Source organism: Microbacterium sp. 71-36, assembly GCF_001898305.1.
In the GTDB taxonomy this organism is placed as follows: domain Bacteria; phylum Actinomycetota; class Actinomycetes; order Actinomycetales; family Microbacteriaceae; genus Microbacterium.
The window spans coordinates 172,865-193,076 of record NZ_MKTP01000004.1 but is presented as its reverse complement, the minus strand read 5'-3'; the positions used below and the strand labels follow the sequence as shown (position 1 = coordinate 193,076).

The 20,212-nt window shown below is 71.5% G+C and carries 15 protein-coding genes; 6 read left to right on the top strand and 9 right to left on the bottom strand.

All coding sequences use genetic code 11. From position 1 onward, the window contains the following. Positions 1–54 precede the first annotated feature (54 nt). The 3 genes from BGO45_RS12385 (at position 55) to BGO45_RS12375 (ending at position 2,175) form a co-directional block, all read left to right on the top strand. Positions 55–1,119, top strand: coding sequence for a DUF916 domain-containing protein (locus BGO45_RS12385; protein ID WP_292694688.1), 1,065 nt, complete (start codon positions 55–57; stop codon positions 1,117–1,119). A 91-nt stretch (positions 1,120–1,210) separates the two neighbouring features. Continuing rightward, positions 1,211–1,840: an acyl-CoA synthetase gene (locus tag BGO45_RS12380; protein WP_292694686.1), complete on the top strand. Its 630-nt coding sequence runs from the start codon at positions 1,211–1,213 to the stop codon at positions 1,838–1,840. After that, positions 1,837–2,175 carry an amino acid transporter gene (locus tag BGO45_RS12375; protein WP_292694684.1) on the top strand — a complete coding sequence of 113 codons (339 nt, stop codon included), beginning with the start codon at positions 1,837–1,839 and terminating at the stop codon, positions 2,173–2,175. The genes BGO45_RS12380 and BGO45_RS12375 overlap by 4 nt, the downstream gene beginning before the upstream one ends. A gap of 153 nt (positions 2,176–2,328) precedes the next feature. On the opposite strand, the gene BGO45_RS12370 is transcribed toward BGO45_RS12375, so the two are convergent. Further along, complete coding sequence (locus BGO45_RS12370) at positions 2,329–3,369, bottom strand: zinc-dependent alcohol dehydrogenase family protein (protein WP_292694682.1); 1,041 nt, start codon at positions 3,367–3,369, stop codon at positions 2,329–2,331. Between the two features lie 206 nt (positions 3,370–3,575). Here BGO45_RS12370 and BGO45_RS12365 point away from each other — a divergent pair, with 206 nt between their 5' ends. Continuing rightward, on the top strand, positions 3,576–4,658 hold the full coding sequence (locus tag BGO45_RS12365) for an amidohydrolase family protein (protein ID WP_292694681.1): 1,083 nt from the start codon (positions 3,576–3,578) through the stop codon (positions 4,656–4,658). A 36-nt stretch (positions 4,659–4,694) separates the two neighbouring features. Here BGO45_RS12365 and BGO45_RS12360 read toward each other — a convergent pair whose 3' ends face one another. The 4 genes from BGO45_RS12360 to BGO45_RS12345 form a co-directional block, all read right to left on the bottom strand. Beyond that, positions 4,695–8,069, bottom strand: coding sequence for a discoidin domain-containing protein (locus BGO45_RS12360; RefSeq protein WP_292694679.1), 3,375 nt, complete (start codon positions 8,067–8,069; stop codon positions 4,695–4,697). A 348-nt stretch (positions 8,070–8,417) separates the two neighbouring features. Next, on the bottom strand, positions 8,418–9,797 hold the full coding sequence (purB, locus tag BGO45_RS12355; protein ID WP_292694678.1) for an adenylosuccinate lyase: 1,380 nt from the start codon (positions 9,795–9,797) through the stop codon (positions 8,418–8,420). 27 nt (positions 9,798–9,824) lie between these two features. Then, positions 9,825–10,331: a low molecular weight protein-tyrosine-phosphatase gene (locus BGO45_RS12350; RefSeq protein WP_292694676.1), complete on the bottom strand. Its 507-nt coding sequence runs from the start codon at positions 10,329–10,331 to the stop codon at positions 9,825–9,827. A 34-nt stretch (positions 10,332–10,365) separates the two neighbouring features. Further along, a complete protein-coding gene (locus BGO45_RS12345; protein ID WP_292694674.1) occupies positions 10,366–10,770 on the bottom strand; it encodes a phage holin family protein in 405 nt (134 codons plus the stop codon). 59 nt (positions 10,771–10,829) lie between these two features. On the opposite strand from BGO45_RS12345, the gene BGO45_RS12340 reads away from it, so the two are divergent. Together BGO45_RS12340 and BGO45_RS12335 are read left to right on the top strand one after the other, a co-directional pair. Further along, positions 10,830–11,906 (top strand): histidinol-phosphate transaminase, encoded by a 1,077-nt coding sequence (locus BGO45_RS12340; RefSeq protein WP_076492999.1) that lies wholly within the window; start codon positions 10,830–10,832, stop codon positions 11,904–11,906. Positions 11,907–11,914: 8 nt separating this feature from the next. Continuing rightward, a complete protein-coding gene (locus BGO45_RS12335; RefSeq protein ID WP_292694673.1) occupies positions 11,915–13,423 on the top strand; it encodes a glycoside hydrolase family 43 protein in 1,509 nt (502 codons plus the stop codon). 13 nt (positions 13,424–13,436) lie between these two features. Here the strand turns inward: BGO45_RS12335 and BGO45_RS12330 are convergent, their stop codons facing one another. Genes BGO45_RS12330 through BGO45_RS12315 form a run of 4 tightly spaced genes read right to left on the bottom strand, consistent with a single transcriptional unit; the run spans position 13,437 to position 20,124 of the window. After that, entirely contained in the window at positions 13,437–14,822 is a 1,386-nt protein-coding gene (locus tag BGO45_RS12330; protein ID WP_292694671.1) for a HAMP domain-containing sensor histidine kinase, read from the bottom strand. A gap of 3 nt (positions 14,823–14,825) precedes the next feature. Continuing rightward, positions 14,826–15,524: a response regulator transcription factor gene (locus BGO45_RS12325; RefSeq protein ID WP_292694670.1), complete on the bottom strand. Its 699-nt coding sequence runs from the start codon at positions 15,522–15,524 to the stop codon at positions 14,826–14,828. After that, positions 15,521–17,404 (bottom strand): YhgE/Pip family protein, encoded by a 1,884-nt coding sequence (locus BGO45_RS12320; protein WP_292694668.1) that lies wholly within the window; start codon positions 17,402–17,404, stop codon positions 15,521–15,523. The genes BGO45_RS12325 and BGO45_RS12320 overlap by 4 nt, the downstream gene beginning before the upstream one ends. Further along, a complete protein-coding gene (locus tag BGO45_RS12315; RefSeq protein WP_292694666.1) occupies positions 17,401–20,124 on the bottom strand; it encodes an MMPL family transporter in 2,724 nt (907 codons plus the stop codon). The genes BGO45_RS12320 and BGO45_RS12315 overlap by 4 nt, the downstream gene beginning before the upstream one ends. Between the last annotated feature and the right edge of the window lie 88 nt (positions 20,125–20,212).

Genomic DNA, 20,212 nt, shown 5'->3' with positions numbered 1-20,212 from the left:
GAACCGGACCGGCGGGGAGCGACCCTCCCCGCCGGTCCTTCTCGAAGGACCCTCATGAACATCTCTCCCCGCTTCCTCGCCGCCACCCTCGCGCCGCTCCTCGCCGCCGCCGCCGCTCTGGTCGGCGTGCCCGCGACGGCATCCGCGGCCACCGACGACGTCACGTGGACCGTGCGCACCGCGTCGAACTCGCTGGGTGCCGACCGCACGAACTTCTCGTACACGCTCAACCCGGGCGCGCACCTCGACGACGCCCTCGTCGTCGCCAATCGGGGCACCGAGCCCGTCGAGCTCGACGTCTACGCCGCCGACGGCTACACGACCTCGACCGGCGCGCTCGACCTCCGCCTCGCCGCCGAAGCGCCGGTCGGCGTCGGCAAGTGGATCGTCGTGCCGCAGCACCACGTCTCGGTGCCCGCGGGTCAGACCGTCGAGGTCCCCTTCACCGTCGACATCCCGTCCGACGCGACCCCCGGTGACTACGCCGGTGGCGTCGTGACCTCGCTCACCGTCGCCGATCAGACCGCGAACGTCACCGTCGACCGTCGTCTCGGCATCCGTACCGGCATCCGGGTCGGGGGCGACCTCGCGCCCGCGCTGTCCGTCGAAGGAGTGAGCGTCGACTGGGACGGCGGGCTCGTGCCCCTCCTGTTCGGCGACGCGACGTTGCACTACAGCCTGCACAACACCGGCAACGTCTCGCTCTCGGCCGACGACACCGACGCCGTCGCGGGGCCGTTCGGCTGGGGTCAGGTCTCTGCTGCGCCCGGCGAAGCCACACCGGTGCTGCTCCCCGGCGAGTCGTGGCAGCGCGATGTCCGCGTGCCCGCGGTGGCCGCGATGGGCCTGGTGTGGGCGTCGGTCACCGCCATCCCGACCGTGACGGATGCCTCCGGCTCGACGACCGACCTCGACACGGTGACCGCGTCGGCGATGGGCTGGGCGGTGCCGTGGCCGATCCTCGTCGTCGTCCTGCTGCTCGTCGCGGCGGCGGTCTTCGGCCCGCGCCGGCTGCGCACGCGCCGTCGCCGTCGTCAGGAGGCGGAGGACGCCCGCGTCGCCGAGGCCGTCGCGCGCACCCTCGCCGAGAAGGAGGAGGTCGCGACGCCCGCGGGCTGAGCGGGATATCTCGACGTCGGTGCACACGGAGGGCGCTCAGCCCGCGGGGAATAGACTGGATGCCATCGACTCCGTCTCACCGGGACCCTCCGTGACCACTCCTTCTCCTGTGCGCTCCTTCGATGTGCGCCACGTGCAGTTGGCGCGCGCGCTCTTCGCCGCCGTCGCCGCCGTCATGGTCACTTTCTCGTCGGACCATTCGGCGGCCGTCGGATCGAGCGTCTTCAGCGGTTTCGCGCTGGCCACGGCCCTCGTCCTCGTGCTGTCGGTCTGGCTCGTGTACCCGAACGGTCAGCGGATGACGCCCCTCCTGCTCGCGGTGGTGACCGGTCTCGCCGGGCTCGCGACCAGTATCGGCGCGTGGCGGACGACGACCTTCTTCTTCGTCCTGGTGATCGTGTGGGCCGTCGTCTCCGGGGCGATCGAGATCATCGGCGCCCTGCGCGATCGCCGCGCGGGACGCCCCGACTCCCGCGACGGGCTCACGGTGGGGATCATCACGCTGATCCTGGCGGTCGGATTCCTCTTCACCAGCCCGGCGTTCTCCTACGACTACACGATCGAGGGCGCCGGCACCTTCACCCTCACGGGGATCACCATCGCGGTGGGCATCTTCGGCGGCTACGCGGCGATCATCGCCGTGTACCTGGCGATCGCCGGGTTCTCGCCGCGCCGCCCGGAGCCGGTTCCGGCCGTACCCGCCGAGGAGGCCGCATCATGACCGACCACAAGCCCACCCGCCGCGATCTCATGAAGCCCGTCCAGCTGCTCGGGCTGGCGTTCGGCGCGGCGATCTTCGCCGGTGTCGTGACCCTCGTGTCGATGGGAGCCTTCCAGGCCCGCCCCGCGGACGAGATCCAGCGCGCGCTCGTCGTCGGGGCCGTCGCCGCGGGCGTCACGTTCATCGTCGTGCTCGTCAGCGTCGCCCTGCTGCTGCTGGCCGTCGACCCGGCGCAGGTCGCGAAGCAGGTCGATCGGCCGCTCCTCCTGCCCAAGGACGACGACAAGACCGCGGCTCCCGAGACGAACGACGGCCCCGAGGCCCCCCGGTCCTGATCCCCGAGCGCCGCCGTGGGGCGTCGGTCGGATGTGCCGTCCGGCGGAGTCGGTGGCCGACACACCGGTTGCGGATGCCGCGGCTCGGCGTGTCCCCGACGTTCTCCGCGTGACGGTCCGGGCTAGGCGACCTCGAACGCGCCGAGTGGACGCTCAGGCCCGCCGGGGGTCGATCATCGTCATACCCGCGGGAGTCGCGGTGTCCATGCGCGGCAGCATCTCGGCGGCCTCGCCGAGGCCCACGACCCGCTCGACCAGGTCCTGCGGACGCAGCGCCCCGCGCGCGATGAGGTCGAGCATCTCGGGATAGTCCGCGGCCGCCATGCTGTGGCTGCCGAGCAGGTCGAGCTCCCACGCGATGACGCGGGCCATCGGCATCGGCGTCTGACCGTCGGCGGTGGGCAGCAGGCCGATCTGCACATGCCGACCGCGCCGGCGCAGGCTCAGCACGGCATCGCGCGCGGTCTGCGCGCTGCCGACGGCATCGATCGAGACGTGGCTGCCGCCGTCGGTGAGGGCCGACACGGATGCCGGGACATCGACGCCGTCGGCGAGGATCGTGTGCTCCGCGCCGAGACGCCGGGCCACCTCGAGCGCGGCGGGCGTCCGGTCGACGGCGATCACGCGCGCGCCCAGGGCGGCGCCGATCATCACGGCGCTCAACCCCACGCCCCCGGCCCCGACGACGGTGACCCATTCGCCGGCACGCACGCGCGCGCGGCCGGTGAGGGCCCGGAACGCGGTGGCGAAGCGGCATCCCAGGGCCGCCGCGGCCTCGAACGACACCCCGTCCGGAACGGCGACGAGGTTGGTGTCGGCCGCCCGCACGACGACGCGTTCGGCGAACGAGCCCCACTGCGTGAAGCCGGGCTGCTCCTGGCGCGGGCAGACCTGCGCGTTGCCGCTGCGGCACCACTCGCACTCGCCGCAGCCCATGACGAACGGGACGGTGACCCGGTCGCCGAGGTTCCAGTCGTGAACGCCCTCGCCGAGCTCGACGACGACGCCCGCGAACTCGTGTCCGGGGACGTGGGGGAGGGCGACGTCGTCGTGCCCCACCCACGCGTGCCAGTCGCTCTTGCACAGCCCGGTCGCGTGCACCCCGACCACGACCCCGCCTGCCGGTGCGGTCGGTGCGGGCGCCTCCCGCACCTCGAGGGGCTGGGCCAGGGCATCCATGATCATCGCGCGCACGGCATCCATTCTCGCCCGCGCGCGCGGTGCGGTCGGGTTCTCGCCCGCGCGCGCGGTGCGGTCCGTCGCGCGGAGGCCGTACGCGACACGCCGGGGTGGGACGGCGTGTCCCGGCGCGTCGGCGAAGTTCTCCGCTCGACGGTCCGGGGCACGCGGTCGAGGCACCGGCGCCCGGCCTAGACTCGGCCCGACCGGAGGGAGCCGACATGCGCCGTTTCGTCATCGACGCGCCCGGAGTCCGTCGGATCGCCGTCCGGGATGCCGTCGTCGTCGACGACGACGGGGAGGGCGAGGTCGTGCCGGCGGCGCGCGTCCTCCCCGGATTCGTCGACCTGCACTGCCACGGCGCGCTCGGCGCCGACTTCGCGAGCTGCACCGTCGACGAGGCTCGCCGTGCGGCGGCGTTCCACCGGGCCCGCGGGGCCACCGCCCTCGTCGCCTCGGTGGCGACGGCGCCGCTCGACGAGATGCGCGCCGCGATCGTGCGGCTGCGCGGCCTCGTGCGGGAGGGTGTGCTCGCCGGCATCCATCTCGAGGGTCCGTACCTGTCACCGCGCCGACGCGGCGTGCACGCCCCCGAGCTGCTGCGCCGGCCCGATCGTGGCGAGATCCGCGATCTCCTCGACGCGGGCGAGGGCGCGGTGCGGATCGTCACCCTCGCACCGGAGCTTCCGGGGTCGCCCGCGGTCATCGCCGACACCGTCGCGTCGGGCGCCGTCGCGGCCGTCGGGCACACGGATGCCACGGCCGACGAGATGCGCACAGCGATCGACGCCGGGGTGCGCCTGGTGACGCATGCCTTCAACGGCATGCGGCCGCTGCACCACAGGGATCCCGGCGCGATCGCCGTCGCGCTGGTGGACGAGCGCGTGACGCTCGAACTGATCGTGGACGGTCACCACGTCGCGGACGACATCGTGGCGGTGGTGCGCAGACTCGCTCCCGGGCGCCTGGTCCTGGTGTCGGACGCCGTGTCCGCGACCGGCTGCGCCGACGGCCGATACGTCGTCGCGGGGTCGCCGGTGGAGGTCATCGACGGCACCGCGCGGTCCGTTGCGGACGGCGCCCTCGCGGGCAGCACGACGCCGCTCGGCGATGCCGTCGACCGATTCGCCGCGCTCTTCGCCCCGGGGGACGACGAACTGGCCGCCGTGTCGTCGCTCACGGCGTCGCGTCTGCTCGGGCTCCCGGCCCCGCTGAGGCCGGGGAGCCCGGCCGACGCGGTGGTCTGGACGGACGCCGGCGAGCGGCGGGTTCTCTGTGCCGGCCGGTGGCGCGACGCCCCCTGACCCGTGAGTCAGAGGGCGTCGCGATGGTGACGGCGGTCAGCTCCGTCGGCGCCGTGCGGACAGCGTGACACCCACGGCGAGGGCGAGCAGCCCCACCATCCCCAGGGCGATCGGAAGCTCCGTTCCGGTCGCGGCGAGACCGCCGGTGCGCGGGGTGGTCTCCGAGGTCACCGGGACCGTGCCCGATCCGTCGCCGTTCCCGGTGCCCGTTCCGGGATCCGTGCCGGGGTCCGTGCCCGGATCCGTTCCGCCCTCGTCCCCTCGGAGGGTGACCGTCCGCGCGCCCTCGACGTTCCCGGCCACATCGACGGAGCGGTACTGCACGTCGTGGGAACCGGCATCCGTCACCGTGACCGCCGACCCGGTGATCCAGGTCTGCCCGCCGTCCAGCGAGTACTCGGTGCGCTCGACGCCCGAGGTGGCATCCGTCGCTGTGAACGTCGCGGTCCCGGTGCTCGGTACGGTCGCGGCCACCGCGGCCACCGCAGGCACCGCCAGGGTGCGCAGCGCGTCGGAGGCGGAACCGGTGGTCGCCGTCGTGACCGGAGCGACCGTGTCGATACGCACGGTCAGCGAGCCGGAGACGTCCTCCTGCTCGACCTCATCGACGAGAGCGCGGTACGCGACCGTGTGCGCACCGTCGGTGTCGACCGTGAAATCGGTGCCGTCGACCCACTCGCCATCGTCGATGCGGTGCTGCACGACGACGTCGGTGCCACCGTCGTGCGAGAGCTGGACCGTCACCGGGGCGTCGAACCATCCGGCCGCGTTGGGCTCGGCGCCCAGCATCGGCGTGATCGCGGCGATGCCGCCGGTCTCGGGCAGCACGATCTCGGGGATCTTGAGGTACGAACCCGGTGTGGCGAAGGTGAGGCGGAGACCCGTGGCGAGGACCTTCGTGAAGGACAGGGTCGTCTCGGTCCCGTTCGTCACCGTCGGGGCGTCTCCGGTGGGCTCCACCGGCTTCCATTCACCCGCCGGGGTGCGGTACTCCGCCGTGACGCCGGTCACCGTGCCCTCGGTGTTGGTGAACGACACGCTGTCGAGGCGGTGGATCTCCGTCGTCTCGACCGTGAAGGTCGCGGTGTCCTGGAATCCCGCGTCCGTCCAGGTCGACCACTGCGTGTTCTGCTTGCCGTCGCACGCGTTCCCGGCGGGCATCGTGGCCCACTTCGTCTGGTGGAAGGATGCCGACACCGTGGCGTCGCCCCCGCGGCAGACGTTCGGCACCGAGGCGTTCCCCCACACGTCGACCTCGGCGATCGACTGCCACGTGTTCGCCTCGCTGGTCAGCCGAAGCCGCAGTGCGCTGGAGGCCGGGAGCGATCGCGCGTCGAGGACGGCGACGGGCGCGGGGCTCGAGGCATCCTGAGCGAGTGTCGCGCCGACCTCGGTGTCGACCCACGCGCCGGACCCGTCGCGGTACTGCGCCTGGATCCGCGAGGGCCAGGTCGCCGTGGGGCCGTCCTTGTAGGTGTGCACGACGATCGAGTCGAACGTGCGGACGGTGCCCCAATCGAACGCGAGCCAGCTGTCGCGCGGATATCCGTTGCCGGTCCAGTCGTCCCATCCCTTGCCCGTGGGGTTGCCGTCGACGATCGTGCCGACGAGCGTGTTGCGGCTGGATGCCGTGACCGTCGCCTCGGGGGCGATGTCGGCGAGACCGGGAGAGGTCACCGTGATGGTGCGCTGGAAGGTGCGCCCGGCGGTGAAGTGGGCGTCGGCGGCCAGGGTGCCGGTCACGGTCTGCGGTCCGAGGACGCTCGTGTCGAGCGTCGACCAGGTCACGGCCACCGGTCCGACCGTGCCGTCCGAGTCGACGTTCACCGTCGCGGGCAGGTTCGGGGCGGTTCCGCGCCGGACGGTCTCGGGCACCGCGTTCGGGGTGAGCGACCATGTGCCGTGGCCGAAGCCCTTGTCGTCCCAGTAGGAGGTGTCCCAGCCGTCGCCGTAGCGCGCGGGGTCCTCGGCGGCGGGGTTGTGCATCTCGAGACGACCGTTCTCGCCGATCGTCAGGGGCAGCCAGACGTAGGTCGAGTCCGACTGACCCTCGTTCCACCGGTCGCCCATGTAGACGAACTTGCCCGGCTCGATCTCGAACACGTTCGTCGTCTGCGAGCCGAAGGTCGACCGGTTCGTGTCGCCGACCGAGAGCAGCCCGTCGCCGCCGTCGGGGATGCTGGCGTAGTTCACGGTCTCGTTCGCGTCGCCCGCCTGGACACCGCGGATCCACGTGCCCATCAGGCTCTTCGCGGTGTAGTAGGTCTGCGGGTTGGGCGCCCAGCCGGTCGCGCCCGAGGCGAGCACGGTGTACGTGCCGTCGCGTTCGAAGATGGCGGGCGCTTCGAGGTGGCCGCACTCCTTCACGATCTGGAAGTCCTCGCCGCGCACCGGGGCCCCGGCGCTGCCGTCGGCGAACACGTACGGGAATCGGCCGTCCTCCGAGTACTGGTGCACGTCGAGGGTGTCGCGATCGGTCGTGTGGGTGACGTTCGTGTACGTGTCGTCGAGCTCGGCGACGTACAGCGAGTAGTTCTCCTCCGACGAGTAGGAGATGTAGGCCTTGCCGTCGTCGTCCTGGAACACGGTCATGTCGCGCGCCTGGCCCGGCACGGCCCAGGGCGTGCAGGCCTGGTAGTCGGTGCGGTTGGGCAGGCGGAAGGCGCCCGTCATGCGGAACGGGCCGGCCGGCGAATCCGAGACGGCCACGGCCGCCATCGAACGCGCGTACGTGCTGCCGCCGGGCTCGGTACGGCCGTCGGCGTGCCACCACATGACCCACTGCCCGGTCTTGTCGTTGTGCAGCACCTTGGGGCGTTCGAAGATCGCGGTGTAGTCCGCCGACCGCTGCGAGTTCAGGTGGTACGCGAGGGCGTCGATCTTGTCGTTGCGGGGCTGACCGTTGTCGTCGACGGTGTCGTACAGGTTCTCGAAGTACGGCGTCAGCAGATCGTCACGGGTCGTGATGCTGCGGAGCGCGTCGCCGAGGTTGGTCCAGTTCATGGCATCCGTCGACCGGTAGACCGCGACCCCGGGGCTGTTCCAGTAGCCGTTCGTGCGGTCTTCGCCGTACCAGTAGTAGACGGTCTGCCCGTTCTCGTGGGTCGTGACGATCTGCCCGCCGTGCGCCTGGATGTGGCGCCCGTCGGTGTCGTACCACTTCGGCTGGAAGTAGTCGGCGGCGCCGAGCCCGGGGTCGGCGAGGGGCTCGAAGGACGTGTACGTGACCGGGGGGTCCACCCGTGGCACTCCGTCGTTCGGGTCGGTGTCGAGGGCGACGGCGGAGAGGGGGGATGCCAGCGCTCCGGCCAGCACGGCGACCGTGGCGGCCGCGAGGAGTCGGCGGGGGGAGAGGGCGCGTCGATGCGTCATCGCGTCGGTTCCGTTCCGCGTCGCGACGTCGCGACGCATGGGCGACCCAGGGTCGCAAGGGGATGTTGACGTCAACACCGTAGGGTGCGAGGTGCCCGCACGTCCACTGTTCGATCACATGCCGTTTCCGGAATGCAGTCGAGGCGGCGGCATCCACCCGCTCACCGCGGCTCGCCGCCGCCGCCGTCCCGTGCCGCTCCGTCGTGCGGAGTTCGTGGGGGACACGCCGAACGGGGATGCCGCCTGTCCGTGTGTCGCGGCCGTTCTCCGCAGGACGGTACAGCCGCACCCGCCACCGCAGGACGGTACTGCCGCACCTGCCGCCGCGGGACGGTGCAGCCGCACCTGCCGTCGCGGGGCGGAGCGCCGGCGGGAACCGGCCCGGCCTCAGAGCGCGTCGACCACCCGTGACGCGAGACCCGCGTAGGTCGCCGGGGTGAGCGCGAGCAGGCGCTCCTTCGCGGCATCCCCGATGTCGAGACCGCGGACGAACTCGGCGAGCTCGGGGCCGCCGACCCGGCGTCCGCGCGTGAGGTCCTTCAGCAGCGCGTACGGGTCGGTGATCTTCGAGCGGCCCGCGGCGATCTCGGCGCGCACCACGGTCTGGATCGCCTCGGCGAGCACCTCCCAGTTCGCGTCGAGGTCGGTGAGCAGCACGTTCTCGGCGAGCGAGATCTCGGTGAGACCGCGCTGCAGGTTGTCGAGCGCGAGCAGCGAGTGGCCGAAGGCGACGCCGATGTTGCGCTGCGTCGTGGAGTCGGTGAGGTCGCGCTGCATCCGGCTCGTGACGAGCGTGGATGCCAGCGTGGAGAACAGTCCGCCGGCGATCTCGAGGTTCGCCTCGGCGTTCTCGAACCGGATCGGGTTGATCTTGTGCGGCATCGTCGACGAGCCGGTCGCCCCCGCGACGGGGATCTGGGTGAAGTACCCGAGCGAGATGTACGTCCAGATGTCGGTGGCGAGGTTGTGCAGGATGCCACCCGCGTGCCGCGCGCGGTCGTACAGCTCGACCTGCCAGTCGTGCGACTCGATCTGCGTCGTGACCGGGTTGAACCCCAGGCCCAGCGACTCGATGAACGTGCGCGTGAGCTCGGGCCAGTCGACGTCGGGCTCGGCGGCGACGTGCGCCGACCAGGTGCCGGTCGCGCCGGAGAACTTCGCGAGGTACTCGCCGGCATCCAGCTGACGGATGACGCGCTCCAGACGCCACGCGAAGACGCCGATCTCCTTGCCCATCGTGGTGGGCGTCGCGGGCTGGCCGTGCGTGCGGGAGAGCATCGCGGCATCCCGATGCTCGACCGCCAGCTCGGCGAGAGCGGCGGTGACGGCACGGAGCTTCGGGAGCCACACGCGCTGCACCGCGCGCTGCACGGTGAGGGCGTAGGCGGTGGAGTTGATGTCCTCGCTGGTGCACGCGAAGTGCGTGAGCTCGGCGAGGGCGGTGAGGCCCAGGCTGTCGAGCCGGTCGCGCACGAGGTACTCGACGGCCTTGACGTCGTGGCGGGTGACCGCCTCTTTCTCTTTCAGCCAGGCGATCTCGTCGGCGCCGAAGTCCTCGTACAGCGCGCGCAGACGCGCGCGGTCGGCGTCCGAGACGGGCGAAGTGCCGAAGAGCGACCGGTCGGTGAGGGCCAGGAGCCACTCGACCTCGACCTCGACGCGAGCGCGGTTCAGGCCCGCCTCCGACAGGTAGTCGCCGAGCTCCGAGACGGTGGCGAAGTAGCGACCGTCGAGCGGGCTGAGGGGCTGCGGGGGCAGAGCGGACACGGGTCTCCCGGGGGTCGCGCGAAGAAGTCAGCCCGCGGAACGGATGGCGGGCTCGAGCTGCCGGAACAGGGCTCGGCTGGCGCGTTCGATCATACCGAGCACCTCGTCGAACATCGGAGGGCCGGCGTAGTAGGGGTCGGGGACGTCGAGGGTCTCGGCATCCGGGAGGAAGGACAGCAGCAGCGCGATCTTGTCGGCGTCGTCGTCGTGACGGGCCCAGCCGCGCAGCACACGCTCATGGCTGCGGTCGAGGGCGACGACGAGGTCGTTGTGCGCGAAGTCGGCGAACGTGAACTGTCGCGCGCGGTGCGCGGCACCGTCGTAGCCGAGACGTTCGAGGGCGGCGAGGGTCCGGTGGTCGGCGCGCTCGCCGACGTGCCAGTCTCCCGTGCCGGCCGAGGTCGAGACGACGCGGGAACCGAGGCCCGCCTCTTCCGTCATACGCCGGAACACCACGTCGGCCATCGGCGACCGGCAGATGTTGCCGCTGCAGACGAAGACGACGCGGAAGGGCGCGTCGGCACTCGCGGTCATCCCTCCATCATGGCGGGGACCGGGCGCGAGCGCATCAGCGGCGTGCGCGCTCGTCGTTCCGCGGACGCAGGAGGCCGCCGAGGATCGCGTTGATGATGCCGATCAGCAGCGCCGCGACGACGGTGAGCCAGAACTCGCCGGTGCGCAGCCCCCAGTCCCAGTTGGCGGTGATCACGGCGGTGAGCCACAGCAGGAAGCCGTTGATCACGAGCGAGATGAGTCCGAGCGTGAGGATGTAGAGGGGGAAGGCGACGATCTTCACGACCGTGCCGACGATGGTGTTGACCAGGGCGAAGATCAGCCCGACCAGCAGCAGGGTGAGCGCCACCTGCAGTCCCTCGCCGGGGGCGAAGGGGATGAGCGTCACCTGCAGGGCCGGGAGCAGGGTGACGATCCAGATGGCGAAGGCGTTGACGGCCACGCGGACGACGAAGCGCATGAGGCCATCGTGGCACGGGGGTCTGACATGCGCACGAGGGTCGCGGTTAGGCTCGCGATGTGAGTGAAGAGCCGGTCCTCCCCCGTATCCGTCCCGAGATCGCCGCGTTGCCCGCGTACCGGCAGGGCAAGCAGGCGAGCCCCGACGCGTTCAAGCTGTCGAGCAACGAGAACCCGTTCGGTCCTCTTCCGGGGGTGGTCGAGGCAGTTCAGGCCGCGACGTCGATCAATAGGTACCCGGATGCCACGGCCGCCCGGCTGCGTGCACGCCTCGGCGCGCGCTACGGGGTGTCGCCCGACGAGGTGCACATCGGCGCGGGCAGCGTGTCGCTGCTCGCGCAGTTGCTGTCCGCCGCGGCCGGCCCGGGCGACGAGGTCGTCTACGCGTGGCGCTCGTTCGAGGCGTACCCGTCGCTCGTCGCGGTCACCGGCGCGACCAGCGTGCAGGTGCCGCTCACGGCGGACGCGCGTCACGATCTTCCGGCGATGGCGGCCGCCGTCACCGACCGCACGCGCGTCATCGTCGTGTGCAGCCCCAACAATCCCACCGGTCCCACGGTCGGCTTCGACGAGTTCGCCGCCTTCGTCGAGGCGGTGCCCTCGGACGTGCTCGTGCTGCTCGACGAGGCGTACGCCGAGTTCGTCACCGACCCGGATGCCGTCGAGGGGCACCGCGTGCGCGCGCTGCTCGCGCGTCCCAACATCGTCGTGCTGCGTACGTTCTCGAAGGCGTACGGCCTCGCGGGCCTGCGCGTCGGCTACGCGATCGGGCACACGCGCGTGCTCGACGCGGCCCGCAGCACCGCGATCCCGCTCGCCGTCACGGCGGCGGCCGAGGAGGCGGCCCTGGCCAGTCTGGATGCCGAGAGCGAGCTGCTGCACCGTGTCGCCGTCCTCGCCGAGCGGCGCGACCGCCTGGCCGCCGGCCTCCGCGCGAGCGGCTGGGACGTGCCCCAGGCGCAGGGCAACTTCGTGTGGCTCCCCGCGGGCGAGCGTGCACTCGAGATCGCCGCGGTGTTCGAGGAGGCCGGGCTCATCGTGCGACCGTTCGCCGGCGACGGGGTCCGCATCTCGGTCGGCGAGGAGGAGTCGATCGACCGCGTGATCGAGGTCGCCGCGTCCGTCGTCCCGCGCTGAGACCTCCGGTGACCGAGTCGCCGGCCGTCGGCATCCGGGATGCCGGGACCACCCCCGTCATCCCCGGGTTCTTCCCCGACCCCTCGGTGTGCCGCGTGGGCGAGGACTACTACCTGGTCAACTCGTCGTTCGAGTACGCGCCCGGGATCCCGATCCACCACAGTCGTGACCTTCGGACGTGGACGCAGCTCGGGAACGTCCTGGTGAGCGGGAGCCAGTTCCCGGCCGGGGTTTCAGGGGCGAGCCGGGGGATCTACGCGCCCACGATCCGCCACCGCGACGGCATGTTCTTCGTCGTCGGCACGAACGTCGAGCGGGGCGGCGAGCAGTTCGTCGTCGCGGCCGCGGATCCCGCCGGGCCCTGGTCGGAGCCGATCGTGTTCCCGGGCCTGGGCGGCATCGACCCCGACCTGACGTGGGACGAGGACGGCCGATGCTTCCTCACCTACTGCGCCCTCGATGAGACGCTGCGATCCGCGGGCGGCACACTGCCGGTGATCGCGCAGGTGCGCGTCGACCTCGAGCGCGGCATCCGTCTCGAAGAGCCGCGGGTGATCTGGCGGGGCAGCGGCCTCGCGCACCCCGAGGGCCCGCACCTGTACCGGCGCGGGGAGTGGTGGTACCTGCTCACCGCCGAAGGCGGCACCGAGCGCGGACACGCGGTGTGCGTGGCGCGGTCGCGGGCGATCGACGGTCCGTTCGAGCCCGCGCCGTCGAACCCGATCTTCAGCCGTCGCAGCACCGGCCACCCCGTGCAGAACACCGGGCACGCCGACCTCGTCGAGCGACCCGACGGGGAGTGGGCGATGGTCCACCTCGGCGTGCGGCCGCGCGGCTTCACGCCCGGGTTCCACGTCGTGGGTCGCGAGACCTTCCTCGCCCGCATCGCCTGGGTCGACGACTGGCCGGTCGTGCACACCGACGACGAGCTGCCCGCCCGGCCCGACACCGCGTTCGTCGACGACTTCTCCGCCCCGGTGCTGCACCCGCGGTGGGTGTCGCCCGGCGCGGCGCTCGCCGCGTTCGCGCGCCCCCATCCCGACGGCGGCCTCCAGCTCGATCGTCGGGATGCCGTGAACGGCGCGCCCTCAGCGCTGTCGGTGCGGGTGCGCGATCTGCGCTGGCGGTACGAGGCGCGCGTCGACACCTCGGCGGGTGTGGCCCTGCGGGTCCGACTCGATGAGCGGCACTGGTACGAGGTCGCGCTCGATGGAGCTGCGGTCGAGGTGCGGGCCCGCATCGGACCGCTCGAGGCATCCCCGGGTTCCGCCCGCACGGTCGGCGACGCCGTGACGCTCGTCGTCGAGGCGACGGATGCCACCCACGACGGCCCCGACGACCTGCGGTTCGGCCTGGTCGACGCGGACGGCGAGCGATGGATCGCGGCCCTCGACGGCCGCTACCTCTCGACCGAGGTCGCGGGCGGGTTCACCGGCCGCACCCTCGGGCTGCGCGCCCTCGGGTCGACGCCGGCGCGGATCGCGCGCGTGCGTTACGTGCCGCTCGGCGACGAGTGACGACCGCGCAGAGTCAGGTGCCGGAGTCTTTCCGCTGGGGAGTGTGCGCGGCCAGTGAGACTTCGAAGGTGGTCCCCTTCCCGGGAGCGCTCGTAACCCTGATCGTGCCGTCGTGGGCCGACACCAGGGCCTGGACTATCGCCAGGCCGAGACCGGAACCGCCGGACGCGCTGCGCGCTGTGTCGCCGCGCCAGAATCGTTCGAAGATGTGAGGCAGCGCCTCGCTGGGGATTCCCGGCCCCGAGTCGCGGACCCGAATGGTGTGGCGGGCATCTCCGGCGACGATGTCTACCCCGACATCGCCGTCGGTGTGCTGCAGGGCGTTGCCGACCAGGTTGCGCACAACCTGCGCAAGACGTGCCCCGTCGCCGAGCACTCTCGGTTCCCCCGAGACGGCGAGGTGGAGGGAGCGGGCCGGATGGACGATCTGAGCATCCGCGACGACGTCGCGCGCGAGCGTACCGAGATCGACCTCCTCGCTCAGGAGCGGCCGTCCCGCGTCGGTCCTGGCGAGCAGGGCCAGTTCGTCGGTCAGCTCGCCGAGACGTTGGAGCTGACGCGCAACCCGCAGCATGGCGGCATCCCGCTGATTCTCGTCGCGGAGGCCGCCGCGCAAGTACAGCTCGATCCACCCGTGCGCGGCCGTCAGCGGGGTGCGGAGCTCGTGCGAGGCGTCGGCGACGAAGGCCCGGACCCGATTCTCCGCGTCTTCCTGGGCATCGAATGCGGTGTTCACAGTGTTGGCCATGCGTGCGATCGCGGGGTCGCCGGACTCGTCGACGGGGAGGCGCAGGGTGCGGTCGCCCCCCGCGATCCGCTCCGCGCGGTTGGCCATATCCGCCAGCGGTCGCAGCCCACGACCGACGACGATGGCGGCGACCGCGATGAGCGCCGACGTCGTGGCGAGCGCGACGACCACGAGGGCGGTGACGACGAGCGTGGTCGTGATGTCCCTTGGCGCGCTCCGCATGCCCAGGACGACCGCCGTGACCTCCGAGGATCTGCCGGTGTCGGCGTAGGCGAGGCCCAACCCCTCGACGTCGATCCGTTCCGTGAGATACGGCCCTGACGCTCGGCGGACTTCGGGTCCCGCCTCGGCGACGACCTCGGCGACGTCCTCCGGGGGAAGCCCCGATGTCGCGACGGCTTCGTCTCCGGCGAGGAGCACGACACCGATGTCGTTGGCGACGAAGTTCTGCAGCACGTCGAGGTCGATGGTGACACCGCCGCTGAGCCGAAGGCTCGTGAGCACGCGATCCCCCGCCGCGGTCAGACGGTCGGTGTCGCGGTTGAGCAGGATCGACGGGACCGCGACAGCGCCGATCGCGGCGAAGCCCAACACGATGACGACGACGACCAGCGAGAGGCTGAGGGTCAATCGGCCACGGATGGAACGCATGCGCTACGCCGCACCCGGGTCGTCGATGCGGTAACCGAACCCCCGCACCGTGACGATCATCGAGGGCTGATCGCCGTCGATCTTCCGCCGCAGGCTCGAGATGAAGCGTTCGACGACGTTGGCGTCGCCCCCGAAGTCGTACATCCAGATCTCCTGCAGGATGACGGTCTTGGAGAGCACCCTCCCGGCGTTGCGCATGAGCAGTTCCAGCAGGCGGAACTCCGTTGGAGACAGCTCGATGGTCGTGCCGCCTCGCGAGACGACGTGTCGGTCGACGTCGACGCGCAGGTCGGCGACCTGCAGGGTGTCGTGGGGAGGGGGCGACGTGTCGTCGGTGTCCCGGCGACGCAGAATCGCTTCGATCCGTGCGATCAGTTCGATCGCGGTGAACGGCTTCACGAGGTAGTCGTCGCCGCCGAGTCGGAGGCCGCGCACACGATCGTCGACGCCGTCCCGAGCAGACAGGAAGATGATCGGGATGCGGGCGTCCCGGGCGCGAATGAGGCGAGCGAGTTCGAACCCGTCCATGACCGGCATCATCACGTCGAGCACGACGACATCCGGAGAGCTGGAGGAGATCGCCTCCATCGCCGCGAGCGCGCCGTCCGCGAGGACGGTGTCGAACCCGCTGAAGGTCAGCGTCGACTCGAGCATCGCTCGGATCTCTTCGTCGTCGTCGACCAGCAGCACGCGCGGGTTCATGTCGCCATCCTTTCAGCCCGTCTCCCGGGGGAGGGGGACGCCGCGGGAAGCGACCGGGAGCGCCGGATGCCGAGGAGCACCAGCCCCGCCCCGACGAGCGACCAGAGGGCGAGACACACCACGGGGGCGATCAGGTCGGACGAGACGGTCCCCTCGGCGACCTGCGCGCCGACTCGCAGGAAGGCGGAGACGGGAAGGAAGGGCGCTACGGCCGCCAGCCACGACGGCGCGGTCTGGAGGGGGAGTGCGCCGGAGAGCGTCGACGCCTCGAGAAGGGTGAGAAGCGCGATGGCCACGATGGCCCACCGGCCGAGCAGGACATGGAGCCCCGAGACCAGCGTGACGAAGGTCAGTGCGGCCAGCACGGCCAGCGCGCCGAACCCGAGGACCGCCGCGAGGTCGATCCGGAAGATGGCGAGCATCGCGGTCACGGCGACCCCCTGGGCCGCGCCGATTGCGAGATTGCGGCGCAACAGGGCCCGCGTCAGACGCCCGCTCGACGTCGGCGAGACGAGGGCCGCCGCCGAAAGCGCCCGCGAGCGGATCGCGAGGGTGGCGATGGCGCCGATCCACAGCACCGCAGCGGCGATCACCGCGGGGAGCCACCCGGCCGCCGAGCCGTCGCTCGTCGTCGCGACGGTCACGGGCTGCGCGACCACGTCGGCGATCTGGGTGATCTGATCGTCGGTGTAGGTCGGCGCCGCCGCGGCACCGTCGCTGAGCTTGGTGGCCAACTCCTCTGCCCCGGATGCCACATCAGTGGCACCGGCGGCCAGGTCGGTCGCGCCCGTCGAAAGGGTGTCCGCACCGGTGGCGGCGGACGCTGCGGCGGCGGCGAGCCGGTCGGCGCCCGAGGCCGAATCTCGAGCACCGGCCGCAAGATCCGCCGCGCCCTGCACGAGCGCACCGGACGAGGTCGAAAGCGTTTGGGCCCCGTTCGCGGTCGTCGCCGCTCCCGCCGCCGCCTGGCCCGCCGAGGATGCGAGGGAACTCGCGGTCGTCGCCGCGCCCGCGACCGCGGCGCAGTATTGCGCGCCCGCCGTGGGCGGGCAGGAGGAAGCGAGTGCGGCGAGACCATCCGCCAGCTGCCGGGAGCCGGCCGCGGTCGCGGACGTGGCCTCGCCGACCCGCGCCGTCCCCGACGCGACTCCCGCGGTTCCGTCCCGCAGATCTGCGGCGCCCCCCGAAAGACTCGTCGCCCCGTCCGCCACCCGGTGGCTTCCGGCCGCGAGGTCGTCCGCCCCTGTGCTCAGCTGCTGAAGCCCGTCCGCCACCTCGGTGGTCCCGGAGGCGACCTGCACCGTGCCGTCCCGGACCTGCCCGGTGCCGTCGGCCAGTTGGCCGGCGCCGGTGGCGGCGTCGGACAGCGCGGTCGAGAGCTGGTCGATGCCGGTGACCGTACTCGAGACGAAGGCCGTGGTGACTTCGCGCCCGAGAGTTTCGGTAGCGGTCCGAGCGACGACCTGCGATGCCGCGGATGCTGCGGCGGACGCGCCGGGGTCGGTCTCCAGCGTCACTTCGGTGGCGACGGGATGGTCTCCCCCGGCCGAGAGCACCGAAGCGGAGAACTCCTCCGGAATGGTCAGGACGGCGTAGTAGTCGCCGTCGCGGAGCCCCTCCGCGGCATCCGTCTCATCCGTCACGACCCAGCCGAGCGCGACACCGTCGTGGTGGACGAGCGCATCGGTGAGGGCGCGACCTGCGGCCATGGGGCGATCACCGGTCACGATCTGGTCGTTGTTGACGATGGCGATGGGGATAGCGTCGGACCGGTTCATCCGGTCGGCGAGGCCGGCCGCGGCGACGGCGGAGCCGAGGAGCGGGAGGGCGATCGCGACGGCGACGGCGAGCGCGATCGTGCGTCGGCTGTTCCAGGTCACGCGGAGGCTCCGATCTCGAGGGGGGAGGGGGATTCAGCGCCGGCGACCGGGGAGACGACGATGACGGTCGCTTCGGCTTCCGTCAGCGCGCGGACGTCTTCGGGTCGTGGAGGGGTGCGGAAGAACAGGACGCAGGCACCGCAGGCGTATGCCACCGCCGCCGACAGCATCTGTCGGCCCACGGAGTCGAGGTCGGCGATCCGGACGTCCAGATCCGGTACGAGGTGCTCGACGATCCCCAGACGCTGCCGCCGCCGTCGCCGACCGCCCCCGGCAAGGGTGATCATCGTCGTCGCGAACCGGCGCGCCGAATCGGAGCCGGAGGCGTCTTCCGGTGAGATCACCGCGGTGAGTCGACGCACCGCGACGCTGCTGTCCGGCAGCACTCTGCCCGCGACGACCAGCGTGCCCGCGGCGAAGTCCGCGCGCCCACTGAGCGCGGGGGCGAGGCGGTGTCGGAGCGAGTCGTCGATGGTCACGGCCTCGCCGAATCGGACGTCGCGCGTGAGGGGGACGTCGTCCGGATCGACCCGAAGGTCGCGGGCGCTCAGCGCGAGTGCCGCCACCGGGCCGTCGTCGACCGCCGCCTGCCGCATCACCGCCTCCCCCTCGATGTCCACCGTGGGAAGGATCCGGTCCAGCCACCGCGGCAACCACCAGGCGTGACGATGGAGCGCGACCATGATCGCCGGGATCAGCGTCATCCTGACCAGGAAGGCGTCGACGAAGACCCCCACGGCGAGACCGACCGCGATCGGTTTGATCGTGTCCGTACCCCCCGGGATGAACGCGACGAAGACCGAGATCATGATGACCGCGGCTGCCGTGACGACCGGAGCCGAGTGCGTGAATCCGCCGGCCACGGCCTCCCGTGCGTCGCCGAGGTGGCTGTACTCCTCGCGCATCCGACTGACCAGGAACATCTCGTAGTCCATGGCGAGTCCGAACAGCACGCCCATGACGAGGATCGGCAGGAAGCTCACGAGCGGCCCGGGCGAGTCGCCGCCGAGCAGAGCGGGGAACCATCCCCATTGAAAGATCGCGACGATCGCTCCGAACGATGCTCCGACGGAGAGCAGGAAGCCGAGCGTCGCCTTGATCGGCACCCAGAGGGAGCGGAACACCAGGAGGAGGAGCACGAGCGACAGCCCGACGACCGTGAGAGTGAACGGCACGAGGGCGGCTTGCATACGCGCGGAGATGTCGATGTTCACGGCGGTCGTCCCCGTCACCCGGATGTCCGAGATGCCGTACTTCTCCTCCCAGGCCGGTGCCTGAGCGCGAAGCTCCGCCACGAGGTCTGCCGTCCGGGGGTCGTTCTGGCCGCCCTCGGGAATGACCCGGAACAGCGCGGTGTCGCCGGCTGCGTTCGGCGTCGCCAGGGGGACGGCGACGACCCCGTCGAGATGCTCCAGGTCGCCCTGCAGCTGATCCACCACTTCCACCGGGTTGCTCGGCGAGAGCACGTCCGCCGTGATGAGGAGCGGAGCGTTCCAGCCGGGCCCGAACGATGCCGCGATGGCATCGTAGTGATCACGGGGGATCGTGCCGACGGGTTGAGTGCTCGCATCTCGCAGGCCCAGTTGCATCGACATCGTCGGTACCGCGACGACTCCCACCCCGAGCACGACCAGCACGATGGTGACCGCCGGCGCCCGGGTCACCAAGCTCACCCATCGCTGCGCGAGCGGCGGTCTCGAAGCTCGATTCGTGGACCTGGCGCGGTCCCGTGGTCGGAGGCGTGCGCCCGCGAGCAGCGCGACGGCGGGTAGCAGCGTGAGCGCGACCAGCACCCCCATCGTCACCGCGAGCGCGCCGCCCACCGCCATCGTCGTGAGCGTCGGGATGCCGACGACCAACAGTCCGCCGAGCGCGATGACGACGGTGACTCCCGCGAAGACCACGGCGGTGCCGGCTGTGCCCAGAGCCCGTGCCATCGCCTCGTGGGGTGACTGTCCTCGCGCGAGTTCGTGGCGATGGCGGGAGAGGACGAAGAGGGAGTAGTCGATGGCCACGGCGAGTCCGAGCATGCTCGAGAAGGCGGAGGTCGATGGGGAGATCGCGGTCAGATGCGAGGCGAGGAACAGTGCGCCCAGCGTCGTGCCCACGCTCGTGAGCGCACCCACGAGCGGCATCCCCGCGGCCAGCAATGATCCGAAGACGATGATCAGAACCAGCAGGGCGATGGCGAGGCCGATCACCTCGCCCAGATGGCTCTGTTCTTCTTGGATGTTGTAGGCGCTTCCGCCGATCGTGGAGGTGACGCCATCCGTGTCGCGGACGGCCGCGTCCTGGACTCCGTCGAGCACCGACTCGGAAGGTTTCCGGTCATCGAACTGGACGGTGGCCAGCGCCGCGTCGCCTCCCTCGTCGATCGTCAGGTCGTCGATGGAGCTGGCCCCCGCGACGCCGTCCACGGTGGCGATCTCGTCGAGGCGTGCCTGCATGACCGCGCGGTCGTCCGCGCCGGTGATATCACCGTCGTCCGCACGGAACAGCAGCTGAGCACTCGCTCCCGACGCGGAGGAGCCGAAGCGCGTCGCAAGGACGTCCTGTCCTTCCTGAGACTCGGTGCCCGGGATTGAGTTGTCGTCTTCGAAGGCCGCTCCGGCCCCGAATCCCACACCGCCGATGAGGAGCAGGACCGCCACCCACACGCCGATGACGGCGAGGCGGTGGCGACCGATGAAACGGCCGAGGCGATGAAGAGCGAGCGACATGGGTCCTCCGGGACGAACGTGGGATCGCTTTCCATCCGAGCGGCCGGGCCTGACGGCCGCCGGGGTGCGGACCTGACCGTCTCCTGAC

Excerpts from the sequence above, each read along its gene's own strand:
- BGO45_RS12385 (WP_292694688.1), top strand. The coding sequence starts at position 55 with ATGAACATCTCTCCCCGCTTCCTCGCCGCCACCCTCGCGCCGCTCCTC.
- BGO45_RS12375 (WP_292694684.1), top strand. The coding sequence starts at position 1,837 with ATGACCGACCACAAGCCCACCCGCCGCGATCTCATGAAGCCCGTCCAG.
- BGO45_RS12365 (WP_292694681.1), top strand. The coding sequence starts at position 3,576 with ATGCGCCGTTTCGTCATCGACGCGCCCGGAGTCCGTCGGATCGCCGTC.
- BGO45_RS12360 (WP_292694679.1), bottom strand. The coding sequence starts at position 8,069 with ATGCGTCGCGACGTCGCGACGCGGAACGGAACCGACGCGATGACGCAT.
- BGO45_RS12350 (WP_292694676.1), bottom strand. The coding sequence starts at position 10,331 with ATGACCGCGAGTGCCGACGCGCCCTTCCGCGTCGTCTTCGTCTGCAGC.
- BGO45_RS12345 (WP_292694674.1), bottom strand. The coding sequence starts at position 10,770 with ATGCGCTTCGTCGTCCGCGTGGCCGTCAACGCCTTCGCCATCTGGATC.
- BGO45_RS12330 (WP_292694671.1), bottom strand. The coding sequence starts at position 14,822 with ATGCGTTCCATCCGTGGCCGATTGACCCTCAGCCTCTCGCTGGTCGTC.
- BGO45_RS12325 (WP_292694670.1), bottom strand. The coding sequence starts at position 15,524 with ATGAACCCGCGCGTGCTGCTGGTCGACGACGACGAAGAGATCCGAGCG.
- BGO45_RS12315 (WP_292694666.1), bottom strand. The coding sequence starts at position 20,124 with ATGTCGCTCGCTCTTCATCGCCTCGGCCGTTTCATCGGTCGCCACCGC.